Annotated in this window: 17 protein-coding genes and 2 pseudogenes; 8 read left to right on the top strand and 11 right to left on the bottom strand. The window is 67.4% G+C overall.

Annotated features, from left to right (window positions below; all coding sequences use genetic code 11):
• The first annotated feature begins 128 nt into the window (after window positions 1-128).
• Window positions 129-701, top strand: coding sequence for an invasion associated locus B family protein (locus G5B40_RS13940; RefSeq protein ID WP_165099752.1), 573 nt, complete (start codon window positions 129-131; stop codon window positions 699-701).
• A gap of 81 nt (window positions 702-782) precedes the next feature.
• On the top strand, window positions 783-1979 hold the full coding sequence (rlmN, locus tag G5B40_RS13935; RefSeq protein ID WP_165099749.1) for a dual-specificity RNA methyltransferase RlmN: 1197 nt from the start codon (window positions 783-785) through the stop codon (window positions 1977-1979).
• Between the two features lie 552 nt (window positions 1980-2531).
• On the opposite strand, the gene G5B40_RS21550 is transcribed toward rlmN, so the two are convergent.
• The 5 genes and pseudogenes from G5B40_RS21550 to G5B40_RS21540 all read right to left on the bottom strand — a co-directional run.
• Window positions 2532-2678, bottom strand: a complete 147-nt coding sequence (locus G5B40_RS21550) for a hypothetical protein (RefSeq protein WP_425500064.1) — start codon at window positions 2676-2678, stop codon at window positions 2532-2534.
• Between the two features lie 56 nt (window positions 2679-2734).
• A pseudogene (locus G5B40_RS21570) lies at window positions 2735-2899 on the bottom strand (pyridoxamine 5'-phosphate oxidase family protein); the annotation flags it as partial.
• Window positions 2900-3107: 208 nt separating this feature from the next.
• Window positions 3108-3848 carry an SDR family oxidoreductase gene (locus tag G5B40_RS13925; RefSeq protein ID WP_165099747.1) on the bottom strand — a complete coding sequence of 247 codons (741 nt, stop codon included), beginning with the start codon at window positions 3846-3848 and terminating at the stop codon, window positions 3108-3110.
• A 78-nt stretch (window positions 3849-3926) separates the two neighbouring features.
• Complete coding sequence (locus tag G5B40_RS20905) at window positions 3927-4190, bottom strand: hypothetical protein (RefSeq protein WP_179961570.1); 264 nt, start codon at window positions 4188-4190, stop codon at window positions 3927-3929.
• Window positions 4191-4251: 61 nt separating this feature from the next.
• A pseudogene (locus tag G5B40_RS21540) lies at window positions 4252-4590 on the bottom strand (DUF1353 domain-containing protein); the annotation flags it as partial.
• Here G5B40_RS21540 and G5B40_RS13915 point away from each other — a divergent pair.
• Window positions 4589-5587: an NAD(P)H-quinone oxidoreductase gene (locus tag G5B40_RS13915; protein ID WP_179961581.1), complete on the top strand. Its 999-nt coding sequence runs from the start codon at window positions 4589-4591 to the stop codon at window positions 5585-5587. The pseudogene G5B40_RS21540 and the gene G5B40_RS13915 sit on opposite strands and share 2 nt — an antisense overlap.
• A gap of 63 nt (window positions 5588-5650) precedes the next feature.
• Here the strand turns inward: G5B40_RS13915 and G5B40_RS13910 are convergent, their stop codons facing one another.
• Window positions 5651-6628, bottom strand: coding sequence for an NADPH:quinone oxidoreductase family protein (locus G5B40_RS13910; RefSeq protein ID WP_165099742.1), 978 nt, complete (start codon window positions 6626-6628; stop codon window positions 5651-5653).
• 137 nt (window positions 6629-6765) lie between these two features.
• Between G5B40_RS13910 and G5B40_RS13905 the strand changes: the two genes are divergently transcribed.
• The 5 genes from G5B40_RS13905 (at window position 6766) to G5B40_RS13885 (ending at window position 11562) form a co-directional block, all read left to right on the top strand.
• Window positions 6766-7503 (top strand): SDR family oxidoreductase, encoded by a 738-nt coding sequence (locus G5B40_RS13905; RefSeq protein WP_165099740.1) that lies wholly within the window; start codon window positions 6766-6768, stop codon window positions 7501-7503.
• Window positions 7504-7551: 48 nt separating this feature from the next.
• Window positions 7552-7962: a DUF2799 domain-containing protein gene (locus G5B40_RS13900; RefSeq protein WP_165099737.1), complete on the top strand. Its 411-nt coding sequence runs from the start codon at window positions 7552-7554 to the stop codon at window positions 7960-7962.
• Window positions 7963-7989: 27 nt separating this feature from the next.
• Window positions 7990-9378, top strand: coding sequence for a leucyl aminopeptidase family protein (locus G5B40_RS13895; RefSeq protein ID WP_165099735.1), 1389 nt, complete (start codon window positions 7990-7992; stop codon window positions 9376-9378).
• Window positions 9371-10237 (top strand): C40 family peptidase, encoded by an 867-nt coding sequence (locus tag G5B40_RS13890; RefSeq protein ID WP_165099733.1) that lies wholly within the window; start codon window positions 9371-9373, stop codon window positions 10235-10237. The genes G5B40_RS13895 and G5B40_RS13890 overlap by 8 nt, the downstream gene beginning before the upstream one ends.
• A gap of 62 nt (window positions 10238-10299) precedes the next feature.
• On the top strand, window positions 10300-11562 hold the full coding sequence (locus G5B40_RS13885) for a lytic murein transglycosylase (protein WP_165099731.1): 1263 nt from the start codon (window positions 10300-10302) through the stop codon (window positions 11560-11562).
• A gap of 2 nt (window positions 11563-11564) precedes the next feature.
• On the opposite strand, the gene folD is transcribed toward G5B40_RS13885, so the two are convergent.
• The 5 genes from folD to G5B40_RS13860 all read right to left on the bottom strand — a co-directional run bounded on the left by folD (window position 11565) and on the right by G5B40_RS13860 (window position 16263).
• Window positions 11565-12467 carry a bifunctional methylenetetrahydrofolate dehydrogenase/methenyltetrahydrofolate cyclohydrolase FolD gene (gene folD, locus G5B40_RS13880; protein WP_165099729.1) on the bottom strand — a complete coding sequence of 301 codons (903 nt, stop codon included), beginning with the start codon at window positions 12465-12467 and terminating at the stop codon, window positions 11565-11567.
• 11 nt (window positions 12468-12478) lie between these two features.
• The gene (locus G5B40_RS13875; RefSeq protein ID WP_165099726.1) at window positions 12479-12928 is read right to left on the bottom strand and encodes an OsmC family protein; all 450 of its coding nucleotides are present in this window, start codon (window positions 12926-12928) and stop codon (window positions 12479-12481) included.
• A 1-nt stretch (window position 12929) separates the two neighbouring features.
• Window positions 12930-13427 (bottom strand): hypothetical protein, encoded by a 498-nt coding sequence (locus G5B40_RS13870; protein ID WP_246209524.1) that lies wholly within the window; start codon window positions 13425-13427, stop codon window positions 12930-12932.
• A 63-nt stretch (window positions 13428-13490) separates the two neighbouring features.
• Window positions 13491-15167, bottom strand: a complete 1677-nt coding sequence (locus G5B40_RS13865; protein ID WP_165099724.1) for a formate--tetrahydrofolate ligase — start codon at window positions 15165-15167, stop codon at window positions 13491-13493.
• Between the two features lie 214 nt (window positions 15168-15381).
• Window positions 15382-16263: a LysR family transcriptional regulator gene (locus tag G5B40_RS13860; RefSeq protein ID WP_165099721.1), complete on the bottom strand. Its 882-nt coding sequence runs from the start codon at window positions 16261-16263 to the stop codon at window positions 15382-15384.
• Between the last annotated feature and the right edge of the window lie 81 nt (window positions 16264-16344).

Raw genomic sequence — 16344 nt, 5'->3', positions numbered from 1 at the left:
AACCGGGCGTTTCGCGGGAGCGCGCGGCAAGGGTGGCGCCGAGCGCGCGTTTCGTCATAGTATCCGCACCGACCGGACAGAAAAAAGAGGCATGCAGGCCTCGGTCAGCATTCAGGCGGAGAGCGACTATGGAGACAGTTTCGGGGACGATCCGCGCACGGGCGACTTGCGCGGTGATGGGGATTTTCGCAGCCGTTCTACTTGGGTTGGTGGTTCTGACGCCCGGCGCGAGCTACGCGCAGGCGACCAACGAGAGCATCGGCGCCAAACGTGACTGGAGCATATTCAAACAGGGTGCGGCCGCCGACCGGCAATGCTGGATCGTCTCGCAGCCCGTATCCTCACGGGCGCTTAGGGGCGGCAAGCCGGTTTCAGTCAACCGGGGCGACATCTTTCTGATGGTCGCGATTCGCCCCGGCGCGCAGGTTCTGAACGAGGTTTCGATGATCGCCGGATACCCGTACCGCAGCGGCAGTTCGGTGAAGCTGAAGATCGGTTCCGACGCCTTCGAGATGTTCACCGAGGGCGAGGGCGCCTGGGCCGACAGCCCCGAGAGCGACGCGAAACTGGTCGCGGCGATGAAACGCGGCGTGACCGCCGAGGTCACCGGTGTTTCAACCCGCGGCACCACGACGATCGACCGGTTTTCGCTCAGCGGTTTCACCGCTGCGCTGGACGAAGCGCGCGCGCTCTGCAAATAGGCGCGCGTCCACTATGTGAAGAGGGCGCACGGAGCGCCCGGCCCGCCTGTGGCGGGCTTTCGCCGTTCGAGGATCGATACGATGGCCGAACCGGCCCAGATCAGAAATGCGCCGATCGCGCCTGACGCCCGCGTGTTGCCGCGCGTGACGCCGAAAGGATTGAAACCGAATCTGATCGGCATGAGTCGCGATACGCTCCGCGCCGCGCTGATCGAGGCCGGAACGCCCGAGCGGCAGGCGAACATGCGCACCGCGCAAATCTGGGGCTGGCTCTATGAGAAGGGCGTCACCGACGCCGCCGAAATGACCAGCCTCTCGCGCGATCTTCGCGCCACGCTGGCGGAGCAGTTCCGCATCTCCCGGCCGGAGGTCGCCGAGCGGCTGATCTCCGCCGACGGCACGCGCAAATACCTTCTCAAACTCGATGGCGGGCATGAGGTCGAGGCGGTCTATATTCCGGAGGAGGACCGCGGCACGCTCTGCATCTCCTCCCAGGTCGGCTGCACGCTGAACTGCACATTCTGCCATACCGGCACCCAGACGCTGGTCAGAAACCTGACCACGGCGGAGATCGTCGGCCAAATCCTCGTCTGCCGCGACGATCTCGGCGAATGGACGTCGGCCGGCAAGCAGGTGGGCGAGAAACGTCTCCTCTCCAACATCGTGCTGATGGGCATGGGCGAGCCGCTCTACAATACCGACAATGTCCGCGACGCGATGCGAATCGCGATGGACGATGCGGGGCTCGGCCTCTCGCGCCGCCGGATCACGCTTTCGACATCCGGCGTCGTTCCCGAGATCGTCCGGGCGGGCGAGGAGATCGGCTGCATGCTGGCGATCTCCTTTCACGCGACGCGTGACGAATTGCGGAACGAGCTGGTGCCGATCAACCGCAAATGGAACATCGCGGCGCTGCTGGAAGCCTGCCGCAACTGGCCGCGGCTTTCCAACGCCGAGCGGATCACCTTCGAATACGTGATGCTGAAAGACGTGAACGATTCCGACGCCGACGCGCGCCGGCTGGTGAAGTTGATCGCCGGCATTCCGGCGAAGATCAACCTCATCCCCTTCAATCCCTGGCCCGGCTCGCCCTATGAACGTTCGGACTGGGACCGGATCGAGGCCTTCGCCGAAATCGTCAACCGCGCCGGTTACGCCAGCCCGGTGAGAACCCCGCGCGGGCAGGACATCATGGCCGCCTGCGGCCAGCTCAAATCCGCGACCGAGCGAGCCCGGAAAAGCCGCGCGACGATCGCGGCGGAGGTCGGCGCGGGTTGAACGGCGGCGCCCCTTATCGCGTGCGATAAGGAGGTTATCCAATTGAAAAGCCATACTATTCACAGAATCCCCGCGCGATGGCGCGGTGATTTCCCGCGCGGATGCAGGCGCATGACAACTTCAAAACCGGAATCCACCGCACCAAGATCATCTGCGTAGTCGGTGATGGCGGGGGCTTCGAGCCTGTCCAATCCGTCGCGCGCGGGGGAACCCGCCCACCCCGGGCCGCGAAGCCTGAAGCCGCTCGGCGCCGTCCCGGCCGGCGGATCAACGCATCGTCATCTCGATAGAAATTGTAATTCCCCCGCGACCCGCGCGTCACCACCTGGTCGCCGTCATTGGAGACGACCTGCTGGCCTCCGTAGTTGATCGCGGGCGCCCCGCCCCTTCTGCCTCGCGACGCGGTCCTCACGCTCCTTCCCGGCCTTCTCTCGCTGCTGGCGCGTCTGGGCCTTTTTCTTACATTCTTCAGCCTGTCCGGTGTTCCGATTTTCGGCGCTCCTCGCGGCGCGCCACGCCCTCCGCCGACCCTCAGCCGCCTGCGGGCTGTGGTCACCACATGGTTTTCGCCGCGCGTCCGGGCCAGTCTGAATCATAGGCCGCGGCGGCGATCCGCCCCGCCGTGATCTCCGCCAGCATGTCGCCGACGCTCGGCAGATCGGCGCTTTCATCGCCCGAGGTCCAGAGCCGGGCGCGCATTGCGAATAGACCTCGGCGATATCGAACACGACCACCGTGGCGGGGCGCAAGGTCTTGCGCGCGAAACGCGCGCGCAAGCCCGCGTCCGCCGTCAGCCAGGCGGTTCCGTTCACGCGGATGACGTTGCTCGAGCCGGGAACGAAGAATATCAGCGCCGCGCGTCCATCGCGCACAACGTTGCGCAGGCTGTCGAGCCGCTGATTGCCACGCCAGTCCGGCAGCGCCAGCCGCCGGTCGTCGAGAATGGCGACCCCCCTCGGGCCCGACGGTGGTCAGGATGCAGAACCGGCTCGCCGCGATCCAGCGTCGATATACCGGTGTGAGGCGCGGCGCGACCTTGATCACCGAGGCTTCGCTCGGCGCGCCGTAACGCGCCTCCAACGCGCCTCCAACGCGGCGACGCCGGCGATCTTCTCCATCGCTTCGCGGTCAGCCGCGCCCGACGAAGGGCATCTTCGTCGCCATGATGGTCATGAACTGGACGTTCGTCTCCAGCGGGAACTCCGCCATCTGGACGACCGCGTCCGCGACATGCTCGGGGTCCATCACCGCCTCGGCCTTGATCGTCCCGTCGGCCTGCGGCACGCCGTCGACCATCCGCGCCGCCATTTCGGTCAGCGCGTTGCCGATGTCGATCTGGCCGCAGGCTATGTCATGCTTGCGCCCATCGAGCGAAAGTGTCCGCGTCAGCCCGGTGATCGCGTGTTTCGTCACCGTATAGGCGACGGAGCCGGGCCGGGGCGCATGGGCGCTGATCGAGCCGTTGTTGATGATCCGTCCGCCCTTCGGGTCCTGCCGCTTCATCAGCGCGAACGCGGCCCGCGCACAGAGCATGGAGCCATGGAGATTGGCGTCGACGACGCCATACCAGTCCTCGAGCGTCATATCGTCGATATCGGCGACGGGCGCGCCGCGCCCGGCGTTGTTGAAGAGGAGGTCGAGTCGGCCGAACGCCTTCGCCGCCTCGATGAAGATCGCCTCGACTTCATCCGGTTTCGCGATATCGGCTGGAAGGACGAGCGCGGCGTCGCCGATCTCCTTCGCCGCCTCCTCCAGCGCCGCGCGCCGCCGCCCGACCAGCGCAACGCGCCAGCCGCTTTGCGCCAGTTTCCGCGCGCTCGCGCGGCCAATGCCGCTGCCCGCGCCGGTGATCAGAGCCGTCCTCGCCATTTCGTCCTCCCTCGGGGTTGCCGGCGAGAACCTGACGCGCGGCGCGGCCCGGCGCAAGCCCGGAAGCCTCGCCCGGCGTCACTCCGGCGCGTCGAGCGCCCGGATCCGCGCCGCCTCCGCCCGATAGGTCTTGAGCGACAAGAGTTCGATGACCAGCGCCCCCCACAGCCCGCGGATGACGGTGACTGTCCAGATCAGCGAAACGCGGGGAATCCACGGCAGCCGGAGAATACGCCAGGTGAAGGTTTCGGGCTGGCGGCTGCACCAGTCCGCCCAGCCGCCGGCCCGCACCGCCCACCACATCAGCCCCGCCCGGATCCAGTTGAGCCCGAGGACGATCATCGATCATCGCCTCGCGGAATATCGCATCGGCTCTTTCCCGCGCCACGGTCTGATAGTCGATCTGATAGAGCCAGTGATGCAGCGCCGCGGCGCCAAGATACAGCGAATGGGTCTGCGGCACGAAGTCCGTGAGCGGGAAGGGAACGCTTGCGCCATCGAATTCATAGCCCTGGCCGGCGACATGCCTGTCGCCCGAGCCGGGAAAGCCGACATCGTAATGAAACGCGGTCGTCGTCACCCAGCGCTGGGCGATCAACCCGGGCGGACGCCGGTCGCCACGGCTCTCCGCCCGGCGGCGGCGACGCCGGATACCGCCAGTTTCGGGTTTCGCCGCCGCAGCTTCGGCGGCATAAGTCCAGGCTGAAGAGTTTCGCAGCGAACGGGTGATGGGAAGCGACATGACAAACCTGCCGGAAACGATGCGCGTCGTGGAGATCTCGAAACCGGGCGGGCCGGAAGCCCTGACCGCCGCCACCCGGCCGCTTCCCGCAGTAGCCCCCGACCAGATCCTGATCCGCGTCAGAGCCGCCGGCGTGAACCGGCCGGATTGCCTCCAGCGCGCCGGCGCCTATCCACCGCCGCCCGGCGCGTCCGACCTGCCGGGGCTGGAGGCTGCGGGCGAGGTCGCCGCCATCGGCGCCGCCGTCACCCGCTGGCGCGTCGGCGACAAGGTCTGCGCGCTGCTCGCCGGCGGCGGCTACGCCGAATACGCCGCGACGCACGAGGATCACGCGCTGCGCGTTCCCGCCGGCCTCTCGATGGAGGAGGCGGCGGCGCTGCCCGAGACCTTCTTCACCGTCTGGACCAATGTCTTCGACCGGGGCCGGCTGAAGGCGGGCGAGACATTCCTCGTTCATGGCGGTTCCTCCGGCATCGGCACCACCGCGATCCAGCTCGCGAACGCCTTTGGCGCCCGCGTCTTCACCACCGCCGGCGGCGACGACAAGACCGCGATCTGCCGCGAACTCGGCGCCGAGATCGCCGTGAACTACCGCGAGGCGGATTATGTCGAGGTCCTGCGCGAGGCGACCGGCAAACGCGGCGTCGACCTGATCCTCGACATGGTCGGCGGCGACTACATTCCGCGCAATGTGAAGCTCGCCGCCGATCAAGGCCGGATCGTGCAGATCGCGTTTTTGCAGGGGCCGGAGGTCAAGCTGAACTTCGTTCAGGTCATGCTCAAACGCCTCACCATCACCGGCTCGACCTTGCGCCCGCGCAGCATCGCCGAGAAGGCCGAGATCGCCGACAGCCTCCGCGAAAAGGTCTGGCCGTTGATCGAGGCGGGGCGGGTGAAACCGGTGATGGCCGCGCGCTTTCCGCTGAAGAAGGCCGCCGACGCTCACCGGCTGATGGAAAGCTCGACCCATATCGGCAAGATCGTCCTGACGGTCTGAACCGGGCGCCCGTCGCCGCCGGGCGCCGGCGCCGACAGCGCACGGCCCGACGTGGCGCCCCTTTCAGTCGCCCATGGTGAGGACGACCTTGCCCATCGCCCGCCGGTTCGCGATGTCGTCATAGGCCTTCACGAAATCCTCCAACCTGTAGGAGGCGGAGATTCGCGGCCGGATCTTGCCCTCGGTGAACAGGTGCAGGAATTCCTGGGTGTTCTTGCGGTGCTTCTCCGGGTTCCGCGCCGTCCACTGGCCCCAGAAGACGCCCCTGATATCGGCCGATTTCAGCAGCGCGAGATTGAGCGGCAAGCGCGGAATCTCGCCGCCGGCGAAGCCGACGACCAGATAGCGCCCCTCCCAGCCGAGCGCCCGGAACGACGGCTCCGCCAGCTTGTCGCCGACCGGGTCATAGACCACGTCGACGCCGCCGCCGGAAAGCTCACGCACCTTTTCCTTGATGTCCTCCTCGGCGTAATTGACGCAGAGATCGGCGCCATGCTCCCGCGCGACCGCAAGCTTCTCGGCCGAGCTCGCCCCGGCGATCACCGTCGCGCCCATCGCTTTCGCCAGTTCGACCGCCGCGAGGCCGACACCCCCCGCCGCGCCGAGAACGAAAACCGTCTCGCCGGGTTTCAGCTCCGCCCGATCCTTGAGCGCGTGATAGGATGTGCCGTAGACGAGGTTGATCGCCGACGCCTCCTCGAAACTCATCGTTTCCGGGAGGTGAGAGACCCGCGCCGCGTCGACCACCGCCTCCTCGGCGAAGGCGCCGTTCGGAATCCCGAAGAAGACCCGGTCGCCGAGCGCGAATCCTTCGACGCCCTCGCCGATCTCGCTCACCACGCCGGCGCATTCCGCGCCTGGGATGAAGGGGAACGGGGGTTTGTGCTGATACTTCCCTTCGACGATCAGGATGTCCGGAAAATTCACCCCCGCCGCACGGATCGAGACGCGAATCTGCCCCTTCAGCAATTCGGGCGGGTCCACCTCCCGCACCTTGTGCGTGTTGTAAGGGCCGAAGGTTTCGCAGATCAGTGCTTTCATGGGGGAGTCCTCTCAAATCGGTTCGCGCGCACATCACCCGAGCGGGACGGCTTTGGCAACCGGCGCGCGCGCCTCTCGCGCTCTTGACCGCGCCGCGGCGGCGCGATCACTCTCATTCGTCAATCTAAGGAGACCCCATGTCAGTTCTCGTCATCACCGGCGGTTCGCGCGGCATCGGCCGCGCCATCGTCCTCGGCGCCGCGCGGCGCGGCTGGTCAGCCGCGTTCTCCTATGTCGCGAACGAAGCGGCGGCTGAGGCGACCGCGGCGGAGGCGCGCGCCCTCGGCGTCGCCTGCGAGGTGCTGCAGGGCGACGCGCGCGACGAAGCGCATCTCGCGGCGCTCTTCGATCTCGGCGCCGCCCTCGGTCCGGTGGACAAATGCGTGGTCAACGCCGGGGTGATCGGGCCGGCCGGGCCGCTCGCCGGCATGGATGCGGACCGCATCCGCCGGATCGTCGATATCAACACCACCGGCGCGCTTCTGACCGCGCGCGAGGCCGCGCGCCGGATGCCCGCCGCGGGCGGCGGACCGGGCGGCGCCATCGCCATCGTCTCATCGGCCGCCGCGCGGCTTGGCGGAGCGAATAATTTCGTCGATTACGCCGCCACGAAAGGCGCGATGGACACGCTCACCAGGGGCCTCGCGGTCGAGCTTGCGCCCTCCGTCCGGGTCAACGCCGTCCGTCCTGGCATCATCGAGACCGATATTCACGGCGACGCGGGGATGCCGGACCGGGCGGAGATTCTGGGCCCGGACCAGCCGCTTGGCCGCGCCGGCACGGCCGAGGAGACGGCCGCCGCGATCCTCTGGCTGCTCTCGGACGAGGCGAGCTACGTCACCGGCGCGATCATTGATGTCGCTGGCGGGCGTTGACCTCCGGCGCGCCTCGATTTCGCCGCGCGGCGGTGCTAGATCGACGGGATGATACGCTCGGTCCCTCCGATCCTCGCCGCCCTTCTGCTCGGCGCCTGCGCGACGACGACGGCGTCGCTTTCGCCCGCGCAATGCGCTGCGAACTGGCGCGCCGTCGGTTATGAGGACGGGCTGGACGGCGCGGATATCTCGCGGATCGCCGCCTATCGCGAGGCCTGCGCCCGCGGCGGCGCCCCGCTCGACGCCGGAGCGGAGGCGGATTGGATCGAAGGCTGGAATCAGGCGCAGGGAGCCACCGTCGCCCATGACACCTACGAAACCTATAAGGACGATCGCCAGGTGGTCAGATCTTATCCGCGCATCTATCCGCAACTCGGCGTCGGCGTCGGCAGCGGCGGCGTCAATGTCGGCGCGGGCCTCGGAATCGGGCTCGGAAGTTTCAGCCTTGGATTTTACTGAAGCGGCGCGGCCGCGGGAGCGAACGATATGACCCCGGAATTCGGAGGCGAGGGCGGGGCGCGGCCGACGCCGCTCCATCTGATCGAAACTCGCGCTGCGAACGCAGCGCTCGACGCGCTGGCGCCCGAAGCGGCCGCCTGGGCGCGGCTCAACGGCTTTTCCGGCAAACTCGGCGAGACGGTCCTGATTCCGGATGGCGTGGGCGGGGTGTCCGCCGCGCTCTTCGGCTGGGGCGACGCGAAAACCCGCGCCGCGCGCCGCTTCGCGCTCGCCGGTTTCGCCGCGAAGGCGCCCGAGGGCGATTACTCCATCGAAGGCGAGTTGGCGCCGGAGGAGGCCGATGAAGCCGCGCTCGGTTGGCTCCTCTCGGCATATCGGTATGACCGCTACAAGAAGGCGACGCCCCAAGAGGCGCGGCTCGTCCCCCCTCCGGGCGTGGACGCCGCGCGCCTTCTGACCATCGCCGAGGGGGCTTATCTGGCGCGCGACCTGATCAACACGCCGGCGAACGACATGGGGCCGGCCGCGCTGGAGCAGGCCGCGCGCACGCTCGCCGCGCGCCATGGGGCGGAAATCTCGGTAACTGCGGGCGACGCGCTTCTCGACGCCAATTTCCCGATGATCCACGCGGTCGGCCGGGCGGCGGCGGAGGCGCCGCGGCTGATCGACCTCTGCTGGGGCGACCCCGCGCATCCGAAAGTCAGCCTTGTCGGCAAGGGCGTCTGCTTCGACACTGGCGGGCTGGATCTGAAACCCGCCGCCGGCATGCGGCTGATGAAGAAGGACATGGGCGGCGCGGCCAACGTCCTCGCCCTCGCGCATATGGTCATGGCGCGCGGGCTGCCCGTCCGGCTCCGGGTGCTGATCCCGGCGGTGGAGAATTCCGTCTCCGCCTCCGCCTTCCGGCCCGGCGATGTGCTGAAATCGCGGCTCGGCCTCACGGTCGAGATCGGCAACACCGACGCCGAGGGGCGGCTGGTGCTGGCCGACGCGCTGGCGCTGGCCTCCGAGGAAGATCCGGCGCTGCTCATCGATCTTGCGACGCTCACCGGCGCCGCGCGGGTCGCCACCGGGCTGGACCTGCCGCCCTATTTCACCGACGATTCCGCGCTCGCGGCGGCGCTCGAGACCGCCGCCGCCACCACGCGCGACCCGATCTGGCGGCTGCCACTCTACGACCCTTACGACGAAGACCTGAAATCGACGATCGCGGATATCGACAACGCCCCCGCCGGCGGATTCGGCGGCGCGATCACCGCCGCGCTATTCCTCCGCCGGTTCGTCGGCGACGGGATCTCCTGGGCGCATTTCGATATCCACGGCTTCAACAACACCGCGAAACCCGGCCGCCCCAAGGGCGGCGAATGCATGGCGGCGCGCGCGCTTTTTGCCCTGCTGGAGACCCGTCATGGCTGACGACCCTTTCGAAGGCGACCCGCGGATCACACCGGTCCGGCCCGATCTGGCCCCTCTGCACCTGCGCGGGGTGGTGGAGGCGGGGGCCTACGCCTCCGACCAGCCGATGCGCGTCTCGGTCGCTGTCGCGCCGCTGAGCGCCGCACCCGACGCCGATTCCGAACAGGTGAGCCAGTTGCTTTTCGGCGAGGACTTCACCGCCTATGAGGTCGAACGCGGCTGGGCCTGGGGCCAGTCGGCGCTCGACGGCTATGTCGGATATGTTCCCGAAGCCGACCTGATGAACCGGCCGGAAACGGAGCCGACGCACCGCGTCGCCACATTGCAGGCGCTGATCTATCCCGAGCCGGACATGAAATCCCGCCCGATCGGCGCGGTTCCGTTCGGCGCCAGGATGACGGTGCGCCCGCGCGAGGAGACGGGCGGTTTCGCCGCGCTCGATCCCGGCGGCTACGCGGCCCTCGCGGCGCTGAAGCCGCTCGATGCGCACGACGCGCTCTGGGTCGCCACGGCCGAACGCTTCCTCGGCGCGCCCTATCTTTGGGGCGGGCGCTCCGCCGCCGGGTTCGACTGTTCGGGGCTGGTCCAGACCGCGCTTCACGCCGCTGGCGTCGATTGCCCGCGCGACAGCGACATGCAAATGGCCGCGCTCGGGCGCGAGGTGTCCGCGAAAACGCTGAAACGCGGCGATCTGGTGTTCTGGCGGCGCCATGTCGGGATCATGACCTCGCCGTCGATGCTGCTGCACGCGAACGCGCATCACATGGCGGTGGTGTCGGAGGCGTTCGAGACCGCCCGCGCGCGCATCGCCAAGGCCGAGTTCGGGGAAATCGTCGGCGTCAGGCGGCTGACGATCTGAGCGACGGGAGCGCGGCGGACCACGTCCGCCCAGAAGTAACGCACGAGCAACGGAGCGCGGACATGTCGAGAGTCACTATCATCGCCGGACTGGCCTTCGCTCTCACCGGTTGCGCCGCCCCAGGGGGGGCGGAGGCGCCGTCGAGCGCGCCCGCGCCGATCCAGGCGCCCGGGCGCGCCGACAACGCGGCGCCGAACATCAGCTTCACCGCATGGCGCGACGGGTTTCGCGTTCGCGCGCTCGCGCAGGGCGTATCCGCGGCGACCTTCGACCGCGCGTTCAGGGGCGTTACGCCCAATGATAAGGTCGTGGAGCTTGACCGCTACCAGCCCGAATTCACCCGACCGATCTGGGAATATCTCGACAGCGCCGTCTCACCGACCCGCATCGCCAACGGTCAGGCGAAGCTGGCGTCGGAAGCGAACGCGCTCCGCGCCATCGAAAGCCAATATGGCGTCGACAAGGAGGTCGTTCTCGCGATCTGGGGGCTGGAGAGCGCCTATGGCGACAATTACGGCTCGATCCCGGTGATCGAAAGCCTCGCGACCCTGGCCTATGAGGGAAGACGGCGCGACTTCGCCGAAGAACAGCTGATCGAGGCGCTGAAGATCATCGATTCGGGCGACATCTCGCCGGAGCGCATGGTCGGCTCCTGGGCCGGCGCGATGGGGCACACCCAGTTCATTCCGACCTCGTTCCAGGCCTACGCGGTGGATTTCACCGGCGACGGGCGACGCGATCTCTGGGCCGCCGACCCGAGCGACGCGCTCGCCTCGACGGCGAACTACCTTTCACGGTTCGGCTGGAAACTTGATGCTCCCTGGGGCGTCGAGATCAGCCTGCCCTCGGGGTTCGACTACACCCTCGCGGACCAGTCGCTCCGCCGGCCGGTCGCGGACTGGCGGGCGATGGGCGTGACGCTGGCGGGCGGCGGCGCCATCCCCGATCATGGCGAAGCGGCGATCCTTCTGCCCGCCGGCGCCAACGGCCCGGCCTTCGCGCTCTTTTCCAATTTCGACGTGATCCGGCGCTACAACAACGCCACCTCCTACGCGCTCGCGGTCGGCCATCTTTCCGACCGGATCGCCGGGGGCGGCCCTTTCCGCGCCGCCTGGCCGCGCGACGACAAGCCCTTGAGCCGGTCGGAGACGGAGGAGATGCAGCGCCGCCTCACCAGCCTCGGGTTCGATACGCAAGGCGTCGACGGCATTATCGGCCCGATGAGCCGCACCGCGATTAGGGATTTTCAGCGCAGCCGCAACCTCACCCCGGACGGCTACGCCTCCACCGCGCTTCTGGCCGCGCTCCGGTCGGCGGGGGGCTGAAGTCAGGCCGTCAGCCCCTCCGGCTCCGGCAGGCCCGCGGCGCGGCACGCCGCCGTCAGCGTGTTGGCGAGAAGACAGGCGATGGTCATCGGCCCGACCCCGCCCGGCACCGGGGTGATCGCGCCGGCGACTTCGACAACCGCCGCATAATCGACATCGCCGACGAGGCGCATCTTGCCCTCGCCCTTTTCGGGCGCGGGAATCCGGTTGATTCCGACATCGATCACCGTCGCGCCGGGCTTCACCCAGTCCGCCTTGACCATTTCCGGCCGCCCGACGGCGGCGACGAGAATATCCGCCCCGGCGCAGACCGCCGGCAGATCCCGCGTCCGGCTATGGGCGATCGTCACCGTGCAGTTGTCGCGCAGGAGAAGCTGCGCCATCGGTTTCCCGACGATGTTCGAGCGGCCGAGAACCACCGCGTTCAGCCCGGAAAGATCGCCATGATGCTCTCTCAGCATCATCAGGCAGCCCAAGGGCGTGCAGGGAACCATCGCCTTCTGCCCGGTCGCCAGCAGGCCGACGCTGGAGATATGGAACCCGTCGGCGTCCTTCTCCGGCGCGATGGCGTTGATCACGGCGTCCGCGTTCATGTGCTTCGGCAGCGGCAACTGCACCAATATCCCATGCACCGCCGGGTCCGCGTTCAGTTTCGCGATCAGGTCGAGCAGGGCCGCCTCCTCCGTCTCCGCCGGCAGCTTGTGCTCGAAGGAGTTCATGCCGACCTCGGCGGTCTGCTTTCCCTTGTTGCGGACATAGACCTCGGAGGCCGGATCCTCGCCGACCAGCACCACCGCGAGGCCGGGGATGAGGCCGTCCTCGGCCTTCAGCTTCGCGACATGGGCCGCGACCTTCTCCCTCACGGTCAGGGCGAAGGCCTTGCCGTCAATTCTCGTCGCAGTCATGGGGGACTCCTTCAGGCGGTCTCTATGCTGATCTCCGTCTTCACCGAATTGGCGATGAAACAGGCGTGATGTGCGGCCTCGTGCAGCGCGGCCTCCGCCGCGGCGTCCGGCCCGCTGGACCAGACCACGCGCGGGCGGAGCGTGACGCGGCTGACCCAGAGCGCGCCGGCGGCGTTCTTCTCCATCACGCCCGAGGCCGCGTCCTCGTAGGCGGTCGCCGCATACCCCTCGCGCCGCGCGAGGTCGAGAAACCAGAGCATGTGGCAGGCCGCGAGCGCGCCCACGAACGCTTCCTCCGGGTCGACGCCGGCCGGGTCCGACCAGGGCGCCGGCACGATCCCCGGAGAGGGCGAACCGGCGACCACGGCGCCGCCATCGAAATGCAACTCATGCGCTCGAGAATAACGGCCGGAGGGCATGTCGCCCTCGAGAACCCATTTGACCCGCGCCTCGTGTCTCATGTCATTCCTCCGGCGCGAAATTCACCCGATGCGCCCAGGTCGCACCGTCCGAGACGACGAGCGATGTGAAGCCCATCACCTGAAGCATATCGTAGAGCGTCCCCTCCAGATGCAGGTTCTGCTTCCGAAAGAACTCGGTCCCGCGCATGTTCGAGGTCATCTGCGCCAGGAGCGCGCGGGCGCGAAAGACGGTGCGGAACACCTCGTCGTCAAGCGCGACAATGATCAGGTTCCGCGATTCGGAGCCTTTCTCGAAGATGACGAAGCGCGGGCTTTCAGGCGCCGCCAGTTGCGCCTTGGTGATCGCGGTGACGAAATTCACCCGCACTTCCTGATCGGCGGGCTCGCCTCCGGTCATGACACGGCTGAAGGTCTCCTCCGAGGTCACCGGAGGATAGTAGTAGTCCGCGTATTTATCCTCCTGCGCCCACGCCTCGTCGGCGGGGCCGAACGAGAGGCAGGCGATAAAGAGTGCGGCGATGACGGCGGGGCGGCGCATGGGTTTCTCCCTCTTCTGATGCGCGGTCACGCTAACGGCGCGGGGCCGCGCCCTCAAGCGCGCTCAGGACAGCCCCTCGATCTCGCCCGCGTCGTTGAAGCGGATCGTCTCCGCGGCGGGGACGCTCGGGAGGCCGGGCATGGTCATGATCTCGCCGCAGATGACGACGACGAACCCCGCCCCGGCGGCGAGGCGAACCTCGCGCACCGGCACCGAATGGCCGGTCGGCGCGCCGCGCCGGTTCGGATCGGTGGTGAAGGAGTACTGCGTCTTCGCCATGCAGATCGGCAGATGGCCGTAGCCCGCCTTCTCCCATTCCTGAAGCTGATTGCGGATCTTCTTGTCGGCCAGAACCTCGTCGGCGTGATAGATTTCCTTCGCGATCGTCTCGATCTTGGTGAAGAGCGGCATCTCGTCGGGATAGAGGGGCGCGTATTGCGCGGCGCCGCTTTCGACGATCTCCACCACCTTCTTCGCCAGCGCCTCCGCGCCGGCGCCGCCATCGGCCCAGTGCCGGCAGACGATCGCCTCCGCGCCCATCGTCTTCACGTAATCCTGCACCGCAGCGATCTCGGCGTCGGTGTCGGACACGAAATGGTTGATCGCCACCACCGCCGGCACGCCGAATTTCTTGATGTTCTGGATGTGCCGGCCGAGATTGGGGCATCCCTTCTTCACCGCCTCGACATTCTCCGGCCCGAGATCGCTCTTGGCCACGCCGCCATTCATCTTCATCGCGCGCACGGTCGCGACGATCACCACCGCCTCCGGTGCCAGCCCGGCCTTGCGGCATTTGATGTCGAGGAATTTCTCCGCCCCGAGATCGGCGCCGAATCCGGCTTCCGTGACCACGTAATCGGCGAGCTTGAGCGCGGTCTGGGTGGCGATCACCGAGTTGCAGCCATGCGCGATGTTGGCGAAGGGGCCGCCGTGGACGAAGGCGGGGTTGTTCTCCAGCGTCTGCACCAGATTGGGCTGCATCGCCTGCGCCAAGAGCACGGTCATCGCGCCGTCCGCCTTCAGATCGCGGGCGTAGATCGGGCTCCTGTCGCGCCGGTAGGCGACGATGATCGCGCCGAGCCGCCGCTCAAGGTCCTTCAGGTCGGTGGCGAGACAGAGGATCGCCATCACCTCCGACGCCACCGTGATGTCGAACCCGGCCTCGCGAGGGAATCCGTTGGCGACGCCGCCAAGGCTCGCGGTGATCTGCCTCAGCGCCCGGTCGTTCATGTCCATCACCCGGCGCCAGGTGACGCGGCGGGTGTCGATCTCCAGCTTGTTCCCCCAGTAGATGTGATTATCGATCATCGCGCTCAACAGATTGTGCGCCGAGGTGATCGCGTGGAAATCGCCGGTGAAATGGAGATTCATCTCCTCCATCGGCACGATCTGCGCGTTGCCGCCGCCCGCGGCGCCGCCCTTCATGCCGAAGCAGGGACCCAGTGAAGCCTCACGGATGCAGACCGCGGCCTTCTTCCCGATCAGATTCAACGCGTCGCCCAGCCCGACCGTCGTCGTCGTCTTGCCCTCGCCCGCCGGGGTCGGGTTGATGGCCGTGACCAGCACCAGATGGCCATTGGGCTTATCGGCTTGCGCCTTGATGAAATCGGATGAGACCTTGGCCTTGTCATGGCCGAACGGCAGGAGATGTTCCGAGGGAATGTTGAGCTTCGCGCCGATTTCCTGAATCGGCAGTTTGTTCGCCGCGCGGGCAATCTCGATGTCGGTCTTCATGGCCATATTGGTCTTCCTTCCCCCCGGTTTACGTTGCGTCGCGCGCAGGGCGCTCTGCGGCGTAACCCGCCGGAGACCGATTGAGAAGTCGGAATTCGACCCTGACGGGTCAAAAGACGGCGGCGCCGCCCGCTTTGCGCGGACGCGCGTTTCGCATTTCATGCGCCGGTTTCCGATGCGCGCCGCGCGCCGCCCTTCGGCCGGAAACTTCCGCCTGCGTCTATTCCGCGGCCATCCTCTTCGACGCGTCCCCGACGCCGTAGGTCTCGCGGATGACCTCCGCCAGACGCTCTATGATCGGCCGTTTCGGCCCGTCCGCGAGATACATGCCGATGCGGACGGCCGGCAATTCGGGTAGCGCGCCGCCATGCTGGATCACTTCGAAATAGGGCGGGATCGAGCTGGATATCTGGGTGTGAATCGCCAGATCGGCGGAAACCGCCGCCTCCACCGGGCGGGTCTGATCGCTCTCTACCGCCATTTCCCATTCCAGCCCCGCCGCCTCAAGCGCACGCTGCACGAGCGGGCGGAAGATGCAGCTGCGCTCATAAGCGAGCTTCACCGGGTTGCTCTTCCAGGTCGTCCCGCCATGCGCGCCGACCCAGACCAGCCAGCTCTCGTCGAGCATCTCGCCGCCCGGCTCGATATCCGATTCCGTGGTCAGCGTCAGGTCGATCTCGCCACGCGCGAACTCCGCCTTCAGCCGCGTCGTGAAGGAGGAGGTGAGTGAGACCTTCACCCGCGGGAAATCCCGCGCGAATCGGCGCATCACCTGCGGGATCTGCGGATAGACGATGTCGCACGGCACGCCGAGCACGAGCTCGCCCTCGAAATCGGCATGGGTCATCCGGCCCCAGATCTCGTCGTTGAGCGTGATCATGCGGCGCGCGTAGCCAAGCAGAAGCTCCCCCTCCGAGGTCAGCGCGACGCCCCGCCCGGCGCGATCCAGAAGCGACTGGCCCAGCGCATCCTCCAGCCGCTTGAGCTGCATCGAGACCGCAGATTGCGTGAGGTTCAGCCGCGCCGCCGCCGCGGTCACCTTTCCCGTGTCTGCGACGGTCATGAAGCTTCTGAGAGCGGTGAGGTCGAGATTGCGCGCCATATCAGATCCTGTGATTCGAACGATCAGATCAATTCATTTTATTAATGATATCCGATCCTCCATATCAATCAAGTCTGATGA

The organism is Pikeienuella piscinae (assembly GCF_011044155.1).
Taxonomy (GTDB): Bacteria; Pseudomonadota; Alphaproteobacteria; order Rhodobacterales; family Rhodobacteraceae; genus Pikeienuella; species Pikeienuella piscinae.
The sequence above is the reverse complement of the archived record's forward strand: the minus strand, read 5'-3'. Positions and strand labels throughout refer to the sequence as shown.